The 14,235-nt window shown below is 72.0% G+C and carries 15 protein-coding genes; 6 read left to right on the plus strand and 9 right to left on the minus strand.

Features of this window, described 5'->3' with window-relative positions; all coding sequences use genetic code 11:
* Positions 1-21 precede the first annotated feature (21 nt).
* Positions 22-177, minus strand: coding sequence for a VenA family class IV lanthipeptide (locus ACFW2Y_RS28965; protein WP_384885086.1), 156 nt, complete (start codon positions 175-177; stop codon positions 22-24).
* Between the two features lie 220 nt (positions 178-397).
* Complete coding sequence (lanL, locus tag ACFW2Y_RS28970) at positions 398-3,121, minus strand: class IV lanthionine synthetase LanL (RefSeq protein ID WP_384885088.1); 2,724 nt, start codon at positions 3,119-3,121, stop codon at positions 398-400.
* A 455-nt stretch (positions 3,122-3,576) separates the two neighbouring features.
* On the opposite strand from lanL, the gene ACFW2Y_RS28975 reads away from it, so the two are divergent.
* From ACFW2Y_RS28975 to ACFW2Y_RS28985, 3 genes are all read left to right on the plus strand, one after another.
* On the plus strand, positions 3,577-4,017 hold the full coding sequence (locus ACFW2Y_RS28975) for a VOC family protein (protein ID WP_384885090.1): 441 nt from the start codon (positions 3,577-3,579) through the stop codon (positions 4,015-4,017).
* Positions 4,018-4,398: 381 nt separating this feature from the next.
* Positions 4,399-4,791 (plus strand): carboxymuconolactone decarboxylase family protein, encoded by a 393-nt coding sequence (locus ACFW2Y_RS28980; protein WP_384885091.1) that lies wholly within the window; start codon positions 4,399-4,401, stop codon positions 4,789-4,791.
* A gap of 3 nt (positions 4,792-4,794) precedes the next feature.
* A complete protein-coding gene (locus tag ACFW2Y_RS28985) occupies positions 4,795-5,004 on the plus strand; it encodes a hypothetical protein (RefSeq protein WP_384885093.1) in 210 nt (69 codons plus the stop codon).
* A gap of 291 nt (positions 5,005-5,295) precedes the next feature.
* Here ACFW2Y_RS28985 and ACFW2Y_RS28990 read toward each other — a convergent pair whose 3' ends face one another.
* The 7 genes from ACFW2Y_RS28990 to ACFW2Y_RS29020 form a co-directional block, all read right to left on the minus strand.
* Positions 5,296-6,198 (minus strand): DUF3626 domain-containing protein, encoded by a 903-nt coding sequence (locus ACFW2Y_RS28990; RefSeq protein WP_384885095.1) that lies wholly within the window; start codon positions 6,196-6,198, stop codon positions 5,296-5,298.
* 102 nt (positions 6,199-6,300) lie between these two features.
* Positions 6,301-6,891 carry a HutD family protein gene (locus tag ACFW2Y_RS28995; protein WP_384885097.1) on the minus strand — a complete coding sequence of 197 codons (591 nt, stop codon included), beginning with the start codon at positions 6,889-6,891 and terminating at the stop codon, positions 6,301-6,303.
* Between the two features lie 372 nt (positions 6,892-7,263).
* A complete protein-coding gene (locus ACFW2Y_RS29000; protein ID WP_384885098.1) occupies positions 7,264-7,527 on the minus strand; it encodes a metal-sensitive transcriptional regulator in 264 nt (87 codons plus the stop codon).
* Positions 7,528-7,575: 48 nt separating this feature from the next.
* Positions 7,576-8,490, minus strand: a complete 915-nt coding sequence (locus ACFW2Y_RS29005) for a sulfite exporter TauE/SafE family protein (RefSeq protein WP_384885100.1) — start codon at positions 8,488-8,490, stop codon at positions 7,576-7,578.
* Positions 8,487-9,065, minus strand: a complete 579-nt coding sequence (locus tag ACFW2Y_RS29010; RefSeq protein WP_384885102.1) for a rhodanese-like domain-containing protein — start codon at positions 9,063-9,065, stop codon at positions 8,487-8,489. Before ACFW2Y_RS29010 ends, ACFW2Y_RS29005 begins: the two co-directional genes overlap by 4 nt.
* Positions 9,066-9,160: 95 nt before the next feature.
* A complete protein-coding gene (locus ACFW2Y_RS29015) occupies positions 9,161-10,558 on the minus strand; it encodes a rhodanese-like domain-containing protein (protein WP_384885103.1) in 1,398 nt (465 codons plus the stop codon).
* Between the two features lie 95 nt (positions 10,559-10,653).
* The gene (locus ACFW2Y_RS29020) at positions 10,654-10,977 is read right to left on the minus strand and encodes a rhodanese-like domain-containing protein (protein ID WP_384885105.1); all 324 of its coding nucleotides are present in this window, start codon (positions 10,975-10,977) and stop codon (positions 10,654-10,656) included.
* Positions 10,978-11,305: 328 nt separating this feature from the next.
* On the opposite strand from ACFW2Y_RS29020, the gene ACFW2Y_RS29025 reads away from it, so the two are divergent.
* The 3 genes from ACFW2Y_RS29025 (at position 11,306) to ACFW2Y_RS29035 (ending at position 14,112) form a co-directional block, all read left to right on the plus strand.
* A complete protein-coding gene (locus ACFW2Y_RS29025; RefSeq protein WP_384885107.1) occupies positions 11,306-12,583 on the plus strand; it encodes an MFS transporter in 1,278 nt (425 codons plus the stop codon).
* A 234-nt stretch (positions 12,584-12,817) separates the two neighbouring features.
* Positions 12,818-13,471, plus strand: coding sequence for a carbonic anhydrase (locus ACFW2Y_RS29030; RefSeq protein ID WP_384885109.1), 654 nt, complete (start codon positions 12,818-12,820; stop codon positions 13,469-13,471).
* Entirely contained in the window at positions 13,468-14,112 is a 645-nt protein-coding gene (locus tag ACFW2Y_RS29035; protein WP_384885110.1) for an L-threonylcarbamoyladenylate synthase, read from the plus strand. Before ACFW2Y_RS29030 ends, ACFW2Y_RS29035 begins: the two co-directional genes overlap by 4 nt.
* The last annotated feature ends 123 nt before the right edge of the window (positions 14,113-14,235 follow it).

The following is a 14,235-nucleotide window of genomic DNA, read 5'->3' on the forward strand; positions in this document are numbered from 1 at the left end:
GGCCGGATGGTGCTGGGGGTCTTACGCGCAGCTGATGCCGATGCAGACGGTGTTGAGGAGGGTCAGCAGGCCGACGCACTCGCACGTCGCGGCGAACGGCGCGCCGTCGACGCCGACCGGGTCGGTCTCCGGAAGAGCGTGGAGGTGGGCGAGCAGCTCGATGTCCTTGTTCTCCATGGGATTTCTCCTTCTTCTCTGAGATGGCGGCAGAACGATTTCCGCCGCTTGACCCGGTATCCGGACGGGCCGGTGCCGGGGGTCTGTGGGACGGATCCGCAGGAGGGCAGGACATCCTGCGGATCCGTTGTTCCGGTGGGGCGCGGGGTTCCCGCACAGGGGCGTCGAGCGCGTGGGGAACACATCGGGCGGGCCCCGTCGGTGAAGGGACGTCCGCGGTTCAGGCCGTCGCCCGGACCATCCAGTGTCGGGGGCCGGAGTGACGGAGCCGCAGGAGGAAGGCCAGGATGCCGGCGGACCCGTCGCTCCAACTGGTGGAGACGTCCCCGTACTCGGTGGGGAAGACGATGTGACCACGTCGCCGGGCGCCTTCGGTCCGGACGAGGCGGGCCACCTCGGCCGCCAGCGCCCGGTAGGTCGGGTCACCGGTGGCCTCGGCCATGTCGAGGAGGAAGTCACCGTTCCCCGCCAGCCCGTGGCACTGGGCCAGTGCAGCACGGGACGAGCGCTCGGCGACGGCGTGCGTACTGCGTCGGGCCAGATCGCCGAATCTGTCGTCCCCGGTCGCCTGCCACAGGCGGACGAGGAAGCTCCCGATTCCGGCCGCGCCGTGGCACCAGTACGCGGCAGTGGGCACGTCTCCGGACTGGGCGGGCCACTGGGCGGCTTCGCCGGAGCGGACGGCGTCGGTGACCAGTTGCTCACCGGCCCTGACGGCCAGCTCCATGTGCTCGGCGCGCTGCGAGACGGCCGTGGCACCGAGGAGGAAGCAGCCGATGCCGGCCGTTCCGTGTGCGAAGCCGAGATACCGCTTCCCGCCCTCCGGGGGGTCGGAGGACGCCGCTTCCCCCGGCACGGGCCACCCCACTCCGGTCGCCGCCGGGTCGACGGCGGAGGCCAGCCGGTCGGCCGCGGCGACGACCAGTTCGGCGAAGCGGGCGTCCCCGGTGCGCTGCCACAGGTGCAGGGCGGCGAGCCCGCTGCCCGCCGAGCCGTGGGTGACGTCGTAGTGGGGCGTCACCTGCTGGGGTGCGAGGGCCAGGTCCAGGGCGTGGTCGATCAGCCTGCGGTCGTCGATGGCGCGCCCCGCGTCATAGAGCGCCCAGGCGGTTCCACCGGCACCGAAGTGCAAGCCGGGGCGCGTGGAACCGGTACCGGCGCGGTCCGCGATCCAACGACCGGCGGTGGCGATCAGCTCGGGCAGGCGGGGGTCCCCGGTGTGCTCGAAGTACCGCGTCAGGACGGCCAGCACCCCGGCCGCACCCTGCTGCACGGTGCACGGGTCGGTCTCGCCGGCCCTCGTGGACACCGGCCACAGCCTCCGGTCGTCCGATGGATCCATCGATTCGACGAGGTGCTCCACCACGCCGGCCACCAGTGCGTCCTGTGCCTGTTCCTCCTGTGCGTCGGCGTCCCGTATCGAGTGGGCGTCCGTGCGACCCTCGGCACCCGGCACCTCCACGGTGACGACGCGGGGCCGCACCGCCGGAGCCTCCTTCCGCAGGACCTCGCGGGCCCTGTGCGGGTCCCACCGCGCGGCCGGGTCGTCCCGCATCAGCCCCAGCAGCATCTCCACCACGCCGTCCGACAGCCGGAGCGGTCCGGCGCAGGCCGTCAGCCAGGACGCCAGTCGCTCCTCCTCCGCCCTTTCGGCGGGCTCCTCCGGCAAGAGGTTCGGGACCTTCCCCGCCAGTACGAAGCACGCGGTGGCGCCGAGACTGTAGTAGTCGGCCGTCGGACGGACGGGTGCGTCGACCAGGCGTTCGGGGGCGCTGAAGCCGGGCGTTCCCACCCGGGTCGGCAGGGCGGCCTCGTCCTGGAGGACGGCGAGCTCCAGGTCGATGAGGCGCAGCTCGCCGTCCGGACGGACCATGACGTTGCCCGGAGTGAAGTCCCTCAGGACCAGGCCGTGGGCGTGCGCCGCCGCGACGAGGTCCACCAGGCGTGCCACCTGTGCCAGGGCGTCGACGCGGTAACGCTCACCGTCCGCATCGCGGAAGTGCTCGGCGACCCAGGTGCGTAAGGTCACTCCCGGCACCTCCTCCTGGGCCAGGAACAGGTGCTGGCCGTGCTCGAACAGGGCCAGCGACTCCGGGGCCAGCCCCGAGCCCTTGAGCCGGTCCAGCGTTCGTGCCTCGGCGCGCAGCCAGTCCCGGACGTCACCGCCGGATGCGTCGCCCTCCACGTGCGGCCGGGCTTCCTTGATCACCACGCCCGCGCCGGTGGGGACGTCGCTGCCGCGGTACACGCCGCCCTTGTTCGTCTGCCGGATCGCCTCCCGCACCGCGAAGCGACCGCCGAGCACGACCGGTCCGGCCGCCTTCTTCTCGTTGCGCGGTGCCACGGGCGCCACGGCGGGGAACGGGGAGACGGCCCAAGACGGCGGAGCGTACTGCCCGGTGCGCTTGTCCTCCACGGGGTTGCCGTCGGGATCCTCGATGAACCACACCAGGAGGCCGTCCTCCGACAACCGTCGCCGTCCGACGAACGCCCCGTAGCGGTAGTGCACCAGGCTCTGCACCGCGTACGGCTGGTCGGACAGGATCCGCGGCCCCGCGAGCCCCGCGGTGGCCTGGTGCAGGTCCCGGGCGAGCTCGGCCGCCTCGGCATCGGAGCACGGGTAGACGGTGATGAACTTGCCCGAGCTCCCTCGCGGCGTGGCGCGAGAGTTGAGGGCGCTCACCTGCTCCAGGGACCGGGCGAACTTGAACCCCGACCCTCCTGCCAGCAAGACCCCCAGCGCCCTCTTCAGGACCTCGGGCGCCGAGGCGGCCGTTGCCGACAGGTGCAGCTTCCACCCCTGAGCGCGTTGCACCCCGGAGGGGGAGGAGACCCGGCACCACATCTCGTCGGTGTCGACCGCCCACCGCGCGTCCGAACCCGTCGCGCGGAGTGCTTGGTGGAGAACGTCTTCCAGTTCAACTTCGGTAGCGTGACTCGTCATTGCGTGTCCCTCTCAACGGTGAGAACCGCCGTTGGCAGGAAGGTGCCCGATCGCATAACCAGACCAACACACTGCCACTCGTATTCACTTGATCCAGCGAGCGCTCAGCGCTGTAACCCCGACAAGAGGCGCGCCCGGCGCAGTCAGAGGCGCATCAATGAAGCCCCATGAGGGACCCCCTCCCTGGAGGGAAAATTGCTGGTCAGAGCGGTGAGCGCGTCATGGTGCCCAGGGCACGGGCGGCGCCCCACCCGATCGCTCGTCGGCGAGCCGGGGGTTTTCGCGCCCGCGGCGCTCCCCGCACGCTGCAGATGGCCGAACGGCCCGCGGAGGACGGACCCCGCCGCGTTGCGGGGGCCACGGGGCCGGGTGGGGAAGGATGGCGGCAACGGCCCGATGCCCCGAGGGCAGGGGCGGACGCGGCCCCATGGCACCGTCGCGCCCGGGAGAACCGCATGGCGATTCAACGCATGGACAACGTCCTCTTCGTCGTCGACGACCTCGACGCCGTCCTCTCCTTCTTCGTCGAACTCGGAATGGAGGTGGAGGGACGGATGCCGGTCGAGGGCGAATGGGTCGAGCGCGTGATCGGACTGACCGGCGTCCGGCAGGAGATCGCCATGCTGCGCGTCCCGGACGGTCCCGGCCGCATCGAACTGGCGAAGTTCCACACGCCGGAGGCGGCCGGCGGCGAGCCACCGAACCCGCCGGTGAACGCAAGGGGAATCCGTCGCGTCATGTTCGCCGTCGACGACCTCGACGAGGTGCTCGCCCGGCTCCGCCCCCAGGGCGGGGAGCCCATCGGCGAAGTGGTGCGGTACGAAGACGCGTACCGGCTCTGCTACGTGCGCGGTCCCGAGGGCATCATCGTCGGGCTGGCCGAGCGACTCGGCTGAAGTCCCGGCGGTCGTGGGCTCGGGCAGGTGGAGCCCCGATGGGACGTGCGGGGTGCACGGGTGAGAGGGCGAGGGCACGGACCATCGCCGTGTCGGCACCGAGGAAGCCCCGGGAGCTCCCGGCGCCACCGTCACGCTGACGGCACGGGGCGCGGCGGAGGGTGCCCGCCCCACGGCCCGCCCCGCCGTCGACCCGCGGACCGGGCTTCGACGTCTACGGAGGGCGGGGCCCCGCCCTCCGTATCGATCGGCGGCGCGCCCGTGCGGCCTCCCGTCAGGGTGGTGCGGCGAAGTCGCACGGGCAGGAGTCGCAGTGCCCACGGGCCTGTTCTAGCGTGGAAGGAGGGGGTGTGTTTCGCGAGGCCGAGAGGAGTGGTCACCATGGCGGGCCGCACGCGGAGCGAAGTCGAGGCGGAGATCAAGGAGACGCTGGGGCTCGTTCCCCACTTCTTCTCCCGCATCCCCGATGACCTGCTGGACCACGAGTGGGAGATCTTCAAGAAGCTGGAGCTGGGCGAGACGCTGATTCCGAACAAGTACAAGGAGCTGATCGGGATCGCGCTGCACTCGGAGACGAAGTGCCGCTACTGCACGCTCTTCCACACCGAGGCCGCGAAACTGTTCGGCGCCACGGACGAAGAGATCCAGGAAGCAGTCCACTACGCCAAGAACAGCCTCGGCTGGAGCGGTTACCTGAACGGCATCCGCGAGGACTACGACGACTTCGAGCGGGAACTCGGAGAGATCAAGGCCTACCTGTCGTCGAAGGGTTGACCCGTGCGGCTTGAGTGGGCGAGGCCCGGCATCCTGCGTGCGACGGCCCACCCCTTCGAGTTCGCGGCACTGGTGGCCGCCGCTCGATTCGTGGCCGAGTCCGCTCCCCCCGACATTCCCGAGGAGTCGCTGGACCAGCTCAAGAACGTCCTCCGCGACTACGACGCGCAGGCGCGCCGCCTGCACGACACGTCCGGCCCGAACGGCGCCTGAAGGGGCCGATGGCCCGCCCCTGCGGTTCGGGAAGGTCCTTTGACCGGGGACCGGAAGGTTCCTCCACCGTGACCGAAAGCGGAGGGGAGCCGCAGTCCAACGGCCCTCACCGGGCCTCCACGACGAGGGCGATCCGCGCCACGGGGCGCGCCGGTTCGTCCGGAGCGGGAGGAGGCGAACCCCGGACGGGTCCCCGGAGCCCCCCGGCCGATCGCCCTCCGGGGGCGGACGGGTGGGGCGGCGTGCCCGGAAGGACGGGGAAGAGCGAGTCCGCACGTCCGTACCGGCTCTTCAGCGAGGGCCGTCGGATGCGGCTTCCTCCGCCGGCGCCGGTCCCGCCGATCCGTCCGGGGCCGTGCGGCACGCTCCGAACCGCGCGAGGTAGTGCCACACCTTCTTGACGGCCTGGGGGTCGTGGAGGCCGCTCCGTGCGGCATCCCCGACGATGCGGGGATCGAGCACGTGGTCGACGGCGATCCGGGTGCCCAGGTCGACGTATTCCTGGCCGCGGTAGTCGGGGTGACGGCGGAGTTCCTCCACCTCGAGTCGGAAACCGGAGTGCCACTCGACGGGGCAGCCAAGTCGCTGGGCCGCGGCCTCGACCGCCGTGCCCCGGTAGCAGGGATCCAGGACCAGGGCCTCCGCATGGCGGTCCGGTCGTACCGGGCCGTGCACCTGCGCCTCGACGTAGTCGTCGAGTTCGTCCCGGCGGTCGGCGAGCGCGAGCTCGATGAGCCCGAGGCGGTCCGCGACACCGAAGCCCGAGGGCTCCGAGGAGCTGTCCGGGTAGCAGAAGGTGGTTCGCACCAGCGTTTCTGCCGTCAGCCGGAAGTGGGCCGAGCCGAACCGCGGTGCCGCGCCGACCGGCTTCCGGCGAAAGTTCAGGGCCCCGTAGACGGGACGCTCGTGGGCGGCCGCTCCGTCGTACGCCCCGTTGAAGATCCGACTCTCCCAGCGCCACCGGTCGCCACCGGGGTGTGCGGTCAGTCCGCCGTTGCTGGTTCCGGTGACGAACTGGGAGCGGTAGAAGCCCTCCTCCGCCATGGCGTCCATGAGGGGTCTGTCAGCCAGCAAGCGGTCCGGATGGAAGTTGAGGGTCACCCGCAGGCCCGGGTCCACCGGAGGACCCGACGCCAGCTCCGTGACGTGCTCAAGGGCTCGTTCCTGCGGCGTCCGGGAGGTCGTGTGGCGCATGCGCACAGCATCTCCCCGATCGATCGACCGGCGCACGTGGATTCTCCATCGGCGGCCCGTCGCCGTGCCGTTGGGCCCGCATCCCCGTGGGCCGGGGTGTCGTCACCCGCACGCAGACCGGGCAGAACCGGAGGGTACGAGATCCGCCCACAAGGCCGTGGCGTCCGCCGAGAGCGGTGCTGCCGCGTGGTTCGGAGCCTTTTCGTCCGCGTGCCACCACAGGCCCTGACCGGGGGCGAGGACGTTCGTGCCGTCACCGGTCCGCCAGTGGCCGCGTAGGACGTGGAGCACCCCGGCGTGACCGAGGGGCGGCGCCACGCGGGCGTTGACCTGCTGCACCCGGGCGGTCCACCGCCCCCGCCGCACCATGATGTTGAGCGCCCGGCACGCGCCGTCGGGAAGGTCGGCGTCGATCGCGAGGTCACCGGGGAACGCGAGCGGTTCACCCGTGCGTGCCAGCAGCGGGGCGCGCAGCCCGGGTGAGGACAGTCGCATTCCGTCCCCCGCCACCAGGGTGAGGGTCCGGTCGACCCCCGGGAACAGCGAGAACGGCCCGCCCCGGTCGATGTCAGCCAAGCTCGCCCGCCACTCGAACCCGCTCGCTCCCGCGGGGTGCGAGGCGATCTCCCGGGTCGCACCGCCTCCGTTGTGCCATCGCCCCGCCGTCAGCGTCTTGACGTCGAAGGCGTGCATCTGCGGCTCCTGACTCGTGTGCGGTACCGGTCGTGCAGCACGCCCGCACCACGACCGCGGTGGTGTGTGGGGGGCCCTCGTGCGTCGGGCCCTCGGGCTGGTGAACGAAGTGTATGCGGTGCCCCCGGGTGCCCGGTGGGAGCCGGCCCGGGGTGCCGAGGTCGAGCGCGAAGGGCACGGTGGCGATCAGAAACGGCGGGGTGCGGCCGATCGGGTTCACCGCGTCCGCCTTCGGGGACGGGAGCCGGGACGCCCTCCTCCTGAAAACTGCTGCGGTGCGGAGCGCCGCGAGCGGAGCCCGTACGGGAAGAGTCCCGTCCGGTCGGCACACGGGCGGTGCCGGCCGGACGGGAGGACGCGGGGGAGAGGGGCTCAGGCGAGGGCGAGGAAGAGCTTCTCCAACTCCTCCTGGGTCATGGCGGGGGCGTCGGATTCGTCGGTGAGGCACTGTCGCATTCCGCTCGCCACGATCTTGAACCCGGCGCGGTCAAGGGCGCGCGAGACGGCGGCGAGCTGGGTGACGACGTCCTTGCAGTCGCGTCCGTCCTCGACCATCGTGATCACTGCGGCCAGTTGCCCTTGTGCCCGCCGCAGCCGGTTCAGGACGGGCCGTACCGATTCTTCGTCCACGTGCATGGAATCCTCCTTCGCCCCCTGTCTCTAGAATACCCCAAGGGGTATAAATCAGGACTTTACGCGATGTTCCTCGTGTCTCTTCACGGGGATGGTGCCTGCGTCGGTCACGGAGGGGCGGGGGCGTTTGGAGCTCCGTCGTGCCCGCACCGAGATCGCGCCGGCCAGTGCGGTTCCGAGTACGACCCACGTGGCCGGCCGGGTCCACAGGGAGGCGTCGAGCTGTTGCGCGAGCACGAAGACGCCCATGACGACGACGAACCAGCCGAACGCCGTGCGCAGCGCGTCCTGGGGAATGCGCCCCGCGAGCCGGCCGCCCACCAGGCTGCCGACCACTGCCGCCGCGGTGACGAGCAGGGCCAGGCCCCAATCGACCTCGACGCCGGAGAGGTGCCCGGCGAGCCCGGCGAAGGACTTCATGCCGATCACGAGCAGCGAGGTGCCGACCGCAACGCCCATCGGCAGCCCCCCGAGGACGGCGAGTGCGGGGACGACGAGGAAGCCGCCGCCGGAGCCGACCAGGCCCGTCACCGCGCCCACGACGAGCCCTTCCACCGCGATGTGCTTCAGGGGCAGGTCGGCATGGACCCGCCGTGCCTTCTCCCGGCCGGGGCGGGGCTTGCGGAGCATCGCCGCCGCCGTTGCCAGCATCATCAGGGCGAAGGAGACGAGCAGGAACGTGCCCGGTACGTACTCGGCGAGCCGTCCGCCACCGTAGGCGCCGACCATGCTGAAGGCGCCGAAGAGCAGTCCGGTCCGCCAGCGGACCCGGTGGGCCCGTGCGTGGGGGACGAGCGCGGCGAGGCTGGTGACGCCGACCACGAAGAGCGAGGTGGCGATCGCCTCCTTGGTGTCCTGCCCGGCCAGGTAGACCAGGATCGGCACGGTCAGGATCGAGCCGCCGCCGCCGAGGACGCCGAGGCTGACGCCCACGAGCAGGGACGCCGCGATGACCAGGGCGGTCACGAGGTGCTCCGCAGCTCCGCGATCACGGTGCGGATGTCGGGGCGCGGGCCGCGGTTGTACGGCAGCTTGGAGAGCATGACGCCCATGGCGCAGGAGTTGCTGAGGGCCGCGTAGGTCAGGCCGGCGCCGATCGCGGTGCCGATGAGGTGGGCGCCCGGGACGAAGACTCCGACGAGGCCGGTGGCCAGGACGATCGAGCCGGCCACGAGCCGGACCTGGCGCTCCATGTCCCAGCGCTCGGGACCCCGGTTGAGGGGTGCTCCGGCCGTTTCCCAGGCAGTTATCCCGCCCTCCAGGACCCGGAGGTTCGGCAGGCCCGCCTCGGCCAGGGCCCTTTCGGCCTGGGTGGCGCGGGTCCCGGAGCGGCAGACGAGCACGACGTCCTCGTCCAGGTGGGTCAGGAGCTCGGTGCGGTGCTCGCGCAGGGTGCCCAGGGGCACGTTGTACGAGCCCGGGATGTGCGCCGTCCGGAACTCGCCCGGTGTGCGCACGTCGAGCAGGCGCGGAGGTCGGCCTTCCTGGACGAGCCGGTGCAGCACGGTGGGGGAGAGGGTGGGGGAGGGGGCGGTGTTCATGGGACTCCGTTTCGCGAAGGGCCCTCAGGCCCGTGGGGGCGCGGGCGAGGGGGTGGGCCCCGTGTTCCACGGGGCCCGGAGGCGGTGGGGTGCGGTCAGACGCCGAGGGGTTCGGTCGTCGAGGGTTCCGTCAGGGCCCAGGCGGCGTATCCGCCGAGGACGTCGGAGACGTCCCGGAAGCCCTGCTGCCGCAGGAGGCTCGCCGCGATGGAGGAGCGGTGGCCGCCGGCGCAGTGCAGTACCAGGGGCTGGTCGGCGGGCAGTTCCTGGGCGCGGTGCGGGAGTTCGCTGAGCGGGATGTGCACGGCGGACTCGATGAAGCCGTTCGCCGCGCGCTCGCCGCAGGTGCGGACGTCCACGACGACCGGCGGTCGCCCTCCCGCCAGGGCGGTGCGCAGGTGGGCGGCGGTGATTCGACTCGCGGGGGTGACGTCGTCGGCCAGTGCCTCCAGGGCGTCCTCGGGGTTGCGCAGATAGCCGACGACCCGGTCGAAGCCGATCCGGGCGAGACGGGTGACGACCTCTTCCTCCCGGTTCTGCGGCGCCATGACGACCAGCTCGGCGGCCGGGGCGAGGACGGTGCCGGCCTGCTCGGCGAAACGACCGTCGGCGGGCACGTTCACCGCGCCCCGCAGGTGTCCGGCCGCGAACTCCTGCGGATCGCGGGCGTCCACCACAATCGCGCCCGCGGTCCGCAGCGCGGTGAACTCGGCGAGGTCCAGCGGGCGGGGGGCGGAGCCGTCGAAGCGGGCGCGCTCCTTGCGGTTGAGTTCGGCGTCGTACGCGAAGTAGCCGGGGGCGGCCGACTGACCGGCGGTGACGAGCGCGACGAACTCCTCGCGCCCCATCGGTGCGCAGGCGTAGTTGGTCGCCCGCTGCTCGCCGATGGTCGACTGCTTCTCGGTCGACAGGTTCTTGCCGCAGGCCGAGCCGGCGCCATGGGCGGGGAAGACGCGGACCTCGTCGGGCAGGGCCATCAGCTTGTTCTGGACGCTGTCGTGGAGCATCGCACCGAGCTCCTCGGCGGTCACCCCCACCGAGGCGAGGAGATCGGGACGGCCGACGTCGCCGATGAACAGTGCGTCGCCGGTCAGGACCCCGTACGGCACTTCGTCCTCGGCGCGCTCGTACACGAGGACGCTGATCGACTCCGGGGTGTGTCCCGGGGTCTCCAGGACCTCCAGAGTGACGTCGCCGAGGGAGATGCGCTCGCCCTCGGCGAGCTTGCGGATCGGGTACTCGGTCTCGGCGTTCCGGCCGTAACCGATCCAGGCGCCGGTCTCGTCCGCCATCTCCAGGTGGCCGGCCACGAAGTCGGCGTGGAAGTGGGTGTTGATGACGCCGACCACGGTGAATCCGTGCGCGGCGGCATCGGCCAGGTACTCCGAGACGTCCCGGCGGGGGTCGACGACCACCGCTCGCCCCGTGCGCTCGTCGGCGATCATGTACGAAGCCTGGGAGAGGCAGTCGAGGTAGTACTGGGTGAAGAACACGGCATTCCCTTCGTGAGGAGCACACGCCGAGGGGCGTGCAGAGGTGTGGGGGTGCAGGGCGGCTGCCCGCCCGGTGGGCCGGATCCGGGTGCCGCTCATGCGGCGCGGGCGGTCGTGCCGTGCGCGAGCGGGCGTCCGGTCCGGACCCAGCCCGCGGTTCCGCCCGCGACGGAGGCGGCGTCCACCCCGAGTGCAGCGAGGTGCTCGGCGGCCCAGAGGCTCCGGTTGCCGCTGGCGCAGATCACATAGACGGGCCGGTCGCCCGGCAGACCGCCGAGGGCGGAACCGAGGGCCGACAGTGGGGTGCTCAGGGCTCCCGGCACGTGGCCGGCCGCGTACTCGTCGGTTTCGCGGACGTCGATGACGAACGCTCCGTGGGCGAGCTCGGCAGCGAAAACGTCCAGATTCACTTCACGCATCGAGGCATCCCTTGCTTTGATACCCCCCCGGGTATTTACGTACTCGACGGTAAAGGGGCGTCGTCGGGAAGTCAAATACCCCCATGGGTATTGAGGAAGGGAAGGAGGTGGCTGCTTCGAGGCTTGCGATTAATACCCGTAGGGGTATTCTGGCCTGCGGGTATGTCGCCTGCTGATGGATGGGCCGTCAGTGATCTTGTGCCCCTGCAGTCAGGGACTCCCGGGGAAGGTGCCCGCGGGCGCCACCCGCGCGGGTACGTCCCTGACCGGCCCGGGCGCACACCACCCGACCGCCACCCGGCCGAAAAGGCATGGAGGACCACCGCTCGTGAACGCCACGCCCACCATCGCGACGCCGACCGGCGCCCCCGGCCGCCCCGTGCGCCTCGGTCTCCGGGAGAACCGGCTCCAGTTCTCCCTGCTCGTCATCGTCAGTGCTGCCGTGGGCGGCCTGGTGGGCCTGGAGCGCACCACCGTTCCGCTCATCGGCACCGACACCTTCGGCCTCACCAGCGATCTGGCGGTCTTCTCCTTCATCGTCGCCTTCGGTCTGACCAAAGCGGTCACCAACCTGGCAGCCGGAGCGCTGACGGCCCGCTTCCGCCGCAGACAACTCCTCCTCGCCGGATGGCTGATCGGGGCTCCCGTCCCCTTCGTCCTGGCCTGGGCGCCGTCCTGGGGCTGGATCGTCGCCGCGAACGTCCTGCTCGGCCTCAACCAGGGCCTCACCTGGTCGATGACCGTCAACATGAAGATCGACCTCGTCGGCCCCGCCCGACGCGGCCTGGCCACCGGCCTCAACGAGGCCGCCGGATACACCGCGGTCGGCGTCACGGCCCTGGCCACCGGCTACCTCGCCACCGGCTACGGCCTCCGCCCCGTCCCGGAACTCATCGGGGTCGTCTTCGTGGTGGCGGGCCTCGCCCTCACCCTCGTGGTACGGGACACCGCCGCGCACGTCGCCCTCGAACTCGACCGGCACGCCGAACCCCTGCCCGCCGGCGAGGACACCGGCCTGGCCCGGATCTTCGCGCGTACCTCCTGGCGCGACCGCTCCCTGCGCGGCGTCAGCCAAGCAGGCCTGGTCAACAACCTCAACGACGGCCTGACCTGGGGCGTCTTCCCCCTGCTCTTCACCGACCACGGACTCGGCCTCGCAGCCGTCGGCCTCATCAAGGGCCTCTACCCCCTCCTGTGGGGCCTCGGGCAGATTCCCACCGGCCACCTCGCCGACCGCATCGGTCGCAAACCCCTCATCGTGACCGGAATGGCCGTCCAAGCCGCGGGCTTCGTGCTCGCCCTCGCCCTGCTCGACCGCCCGCTGCTCGCGGGAATCCTCTCCGCCGTCGCCCTCGGACTCGGCACCGCCATGGTCTACCCCGCCCTCATCGCCTCCCTGGCGGACCACACCCACCCCTCCTGGCGCACCAAGGCCCTGGGCGCCTACCGCTTCTGGCGCGACGTCGGTTACGCCGTCGGAGCCCTCGTCGCAGGGGTTCTCGCGAACGCCCTCGGCATCAACGCCACGGTCATCGCCGCCGCCCTCCTCACCGCGGCGTCGGGTGCCCTCGCCGCCCGCTGGATCACCGAACGCGCCGAGCCCTGACGACCGCCTGGAGCACGGATCGCGACCCCGGCCGGACACCGTGCGCGCCGCCGGTCCCGCCCGGGGCGCGGCCGTTCCCTTCCGGTCGGCCTGCAGCCAACGGCCCTCCCCGCCGGGCACCCGGGCGCAGCGGGGAGGGTGCACCCGGGAGCGCCCCACCTGCGGATGGGGGCGTCCGACACGAGGCGAGGGGTCGCCCGCGTTGGACGGGCGGCCAGACCATAGGGTGGGCCCATGCCAAGAAGCTCACCCACGGTCGCCCTCGACGCGCTCCTCGCCGGAAACGAGCGCTTCGTCTCCGGCGCGCCCGACCATCCCAACCAGGACGCCGCCCGCCGCTCCCAGCTGGCTCCCGGACAGGACCCCTTCGCCGTCATCCTCGGCTGTTCCGATTCACGGCTCGCCGCCGAGATCATCTTCGACCGGGGGCTCGGCGACCTGTTCGTCGTGCGCACCGCCGGCCACGTCCTGGGCACGGAGGTGCTGGGCAGCGTCGAGTACGCGACCAGTGTGCTCGGAGCGCGACTGGTCGTCGTGCTCGGGCACGATTCCTGCGGCGCCGTCGCAGCAGCCCGCGAAGCGGTCGAGCACGGCCTCAGGACCGGAGGGTTCGTGCGGGACGTCGTCGAGCGCGTCACCCCCAGCATCCTCGCCGCGCGCGCAGCGGGCCTGACCGCCGACAGCGACATCATCGACGAGCACATCCGCCACACGGTCGACCTTCTGCTCGACCGTTCCCGGACGCTGTCGCAGCAGGTGGAAGCGGGCGAGGTCGCCGTCGTCGGTCTCGGCTACGCCCTCGCCGAGGGCAATGCGCGGCTCGTCACCGCCCGCGGCGTGGCCCTGGACGCGCAGGAAGCGCCCGAAGAGGCCGCAGCGCGCTCATGAGCACGTACTTCGACTGCTCCGACCCGGAGCAGACGGCCGCCGGCCTCCAGGCGGCCGGCGCCGCCGTACGCCGGGGCGGGCTCGTCGTGCTCGCCACCGACACCGTCTACGGCGTCGCGGCCGATGCCTTCTCCCCGCAGGCCGTGGGTGCGCTGCTCGCGGCCAAGGGGCGGGGGCGCCACAAGCCCTCCCCCGTGCTGGTGGACTCTCCGGCGGCGCTCCAGCAGCTGACCGATGAGCTTCCCGAACCCGCCGAGGCGCTGATCGAGGCGTTCTGGCCGGGAGGTCTCACGCTCGTGGTGCGCCACCGGGCGTCGTTGGACTGGGACCTCGGCGAGACCGGCGGCACGGTTGCGGTCAGGATGCCCGACCACCCCCTGGCGTTGGACCTGCTTTCGGCTACGGGCCCGCTCGCCGTGTCCAGCGCCAACCTGACCGACCGGCCCTCCCCCCAGGAGTGCGCCGAAGCACGAGGCATGCTGGGGGAATCGGTCGCCGTCTACCTCGACGGGGGGCGCACGCCCGGTGCCGTCTCTTCGTCGATCGTGGACCTCAGCGGTGCGGGACCGCTTCTCGTCCGTGAGGGGACCATCCCGGAGGCCGACCTCCGAGAGGTGGTGCCCGCCCTCCGGCGGAAGTGACCTCCCCGCACACCGGGACCCGGCCTCCTGCCCGTGGAGCCCCCACGGGAACGCCCCGGCCAGGGCCCGGTGATCGGCGACGTGCCCTCGCTCCGCGGGCCACGCGGCGTCGCAGGGCATCCG

It is taken from the genome of Streptomyces sp. NPDC058877 (genome assembly GCF_042742855.1).
Classification (GTDB): domain Bacteria; phylum Actinomycetota; class Actinomycetes; order Streptomycetales; family Streptomycetaceae; genus Streptomyces.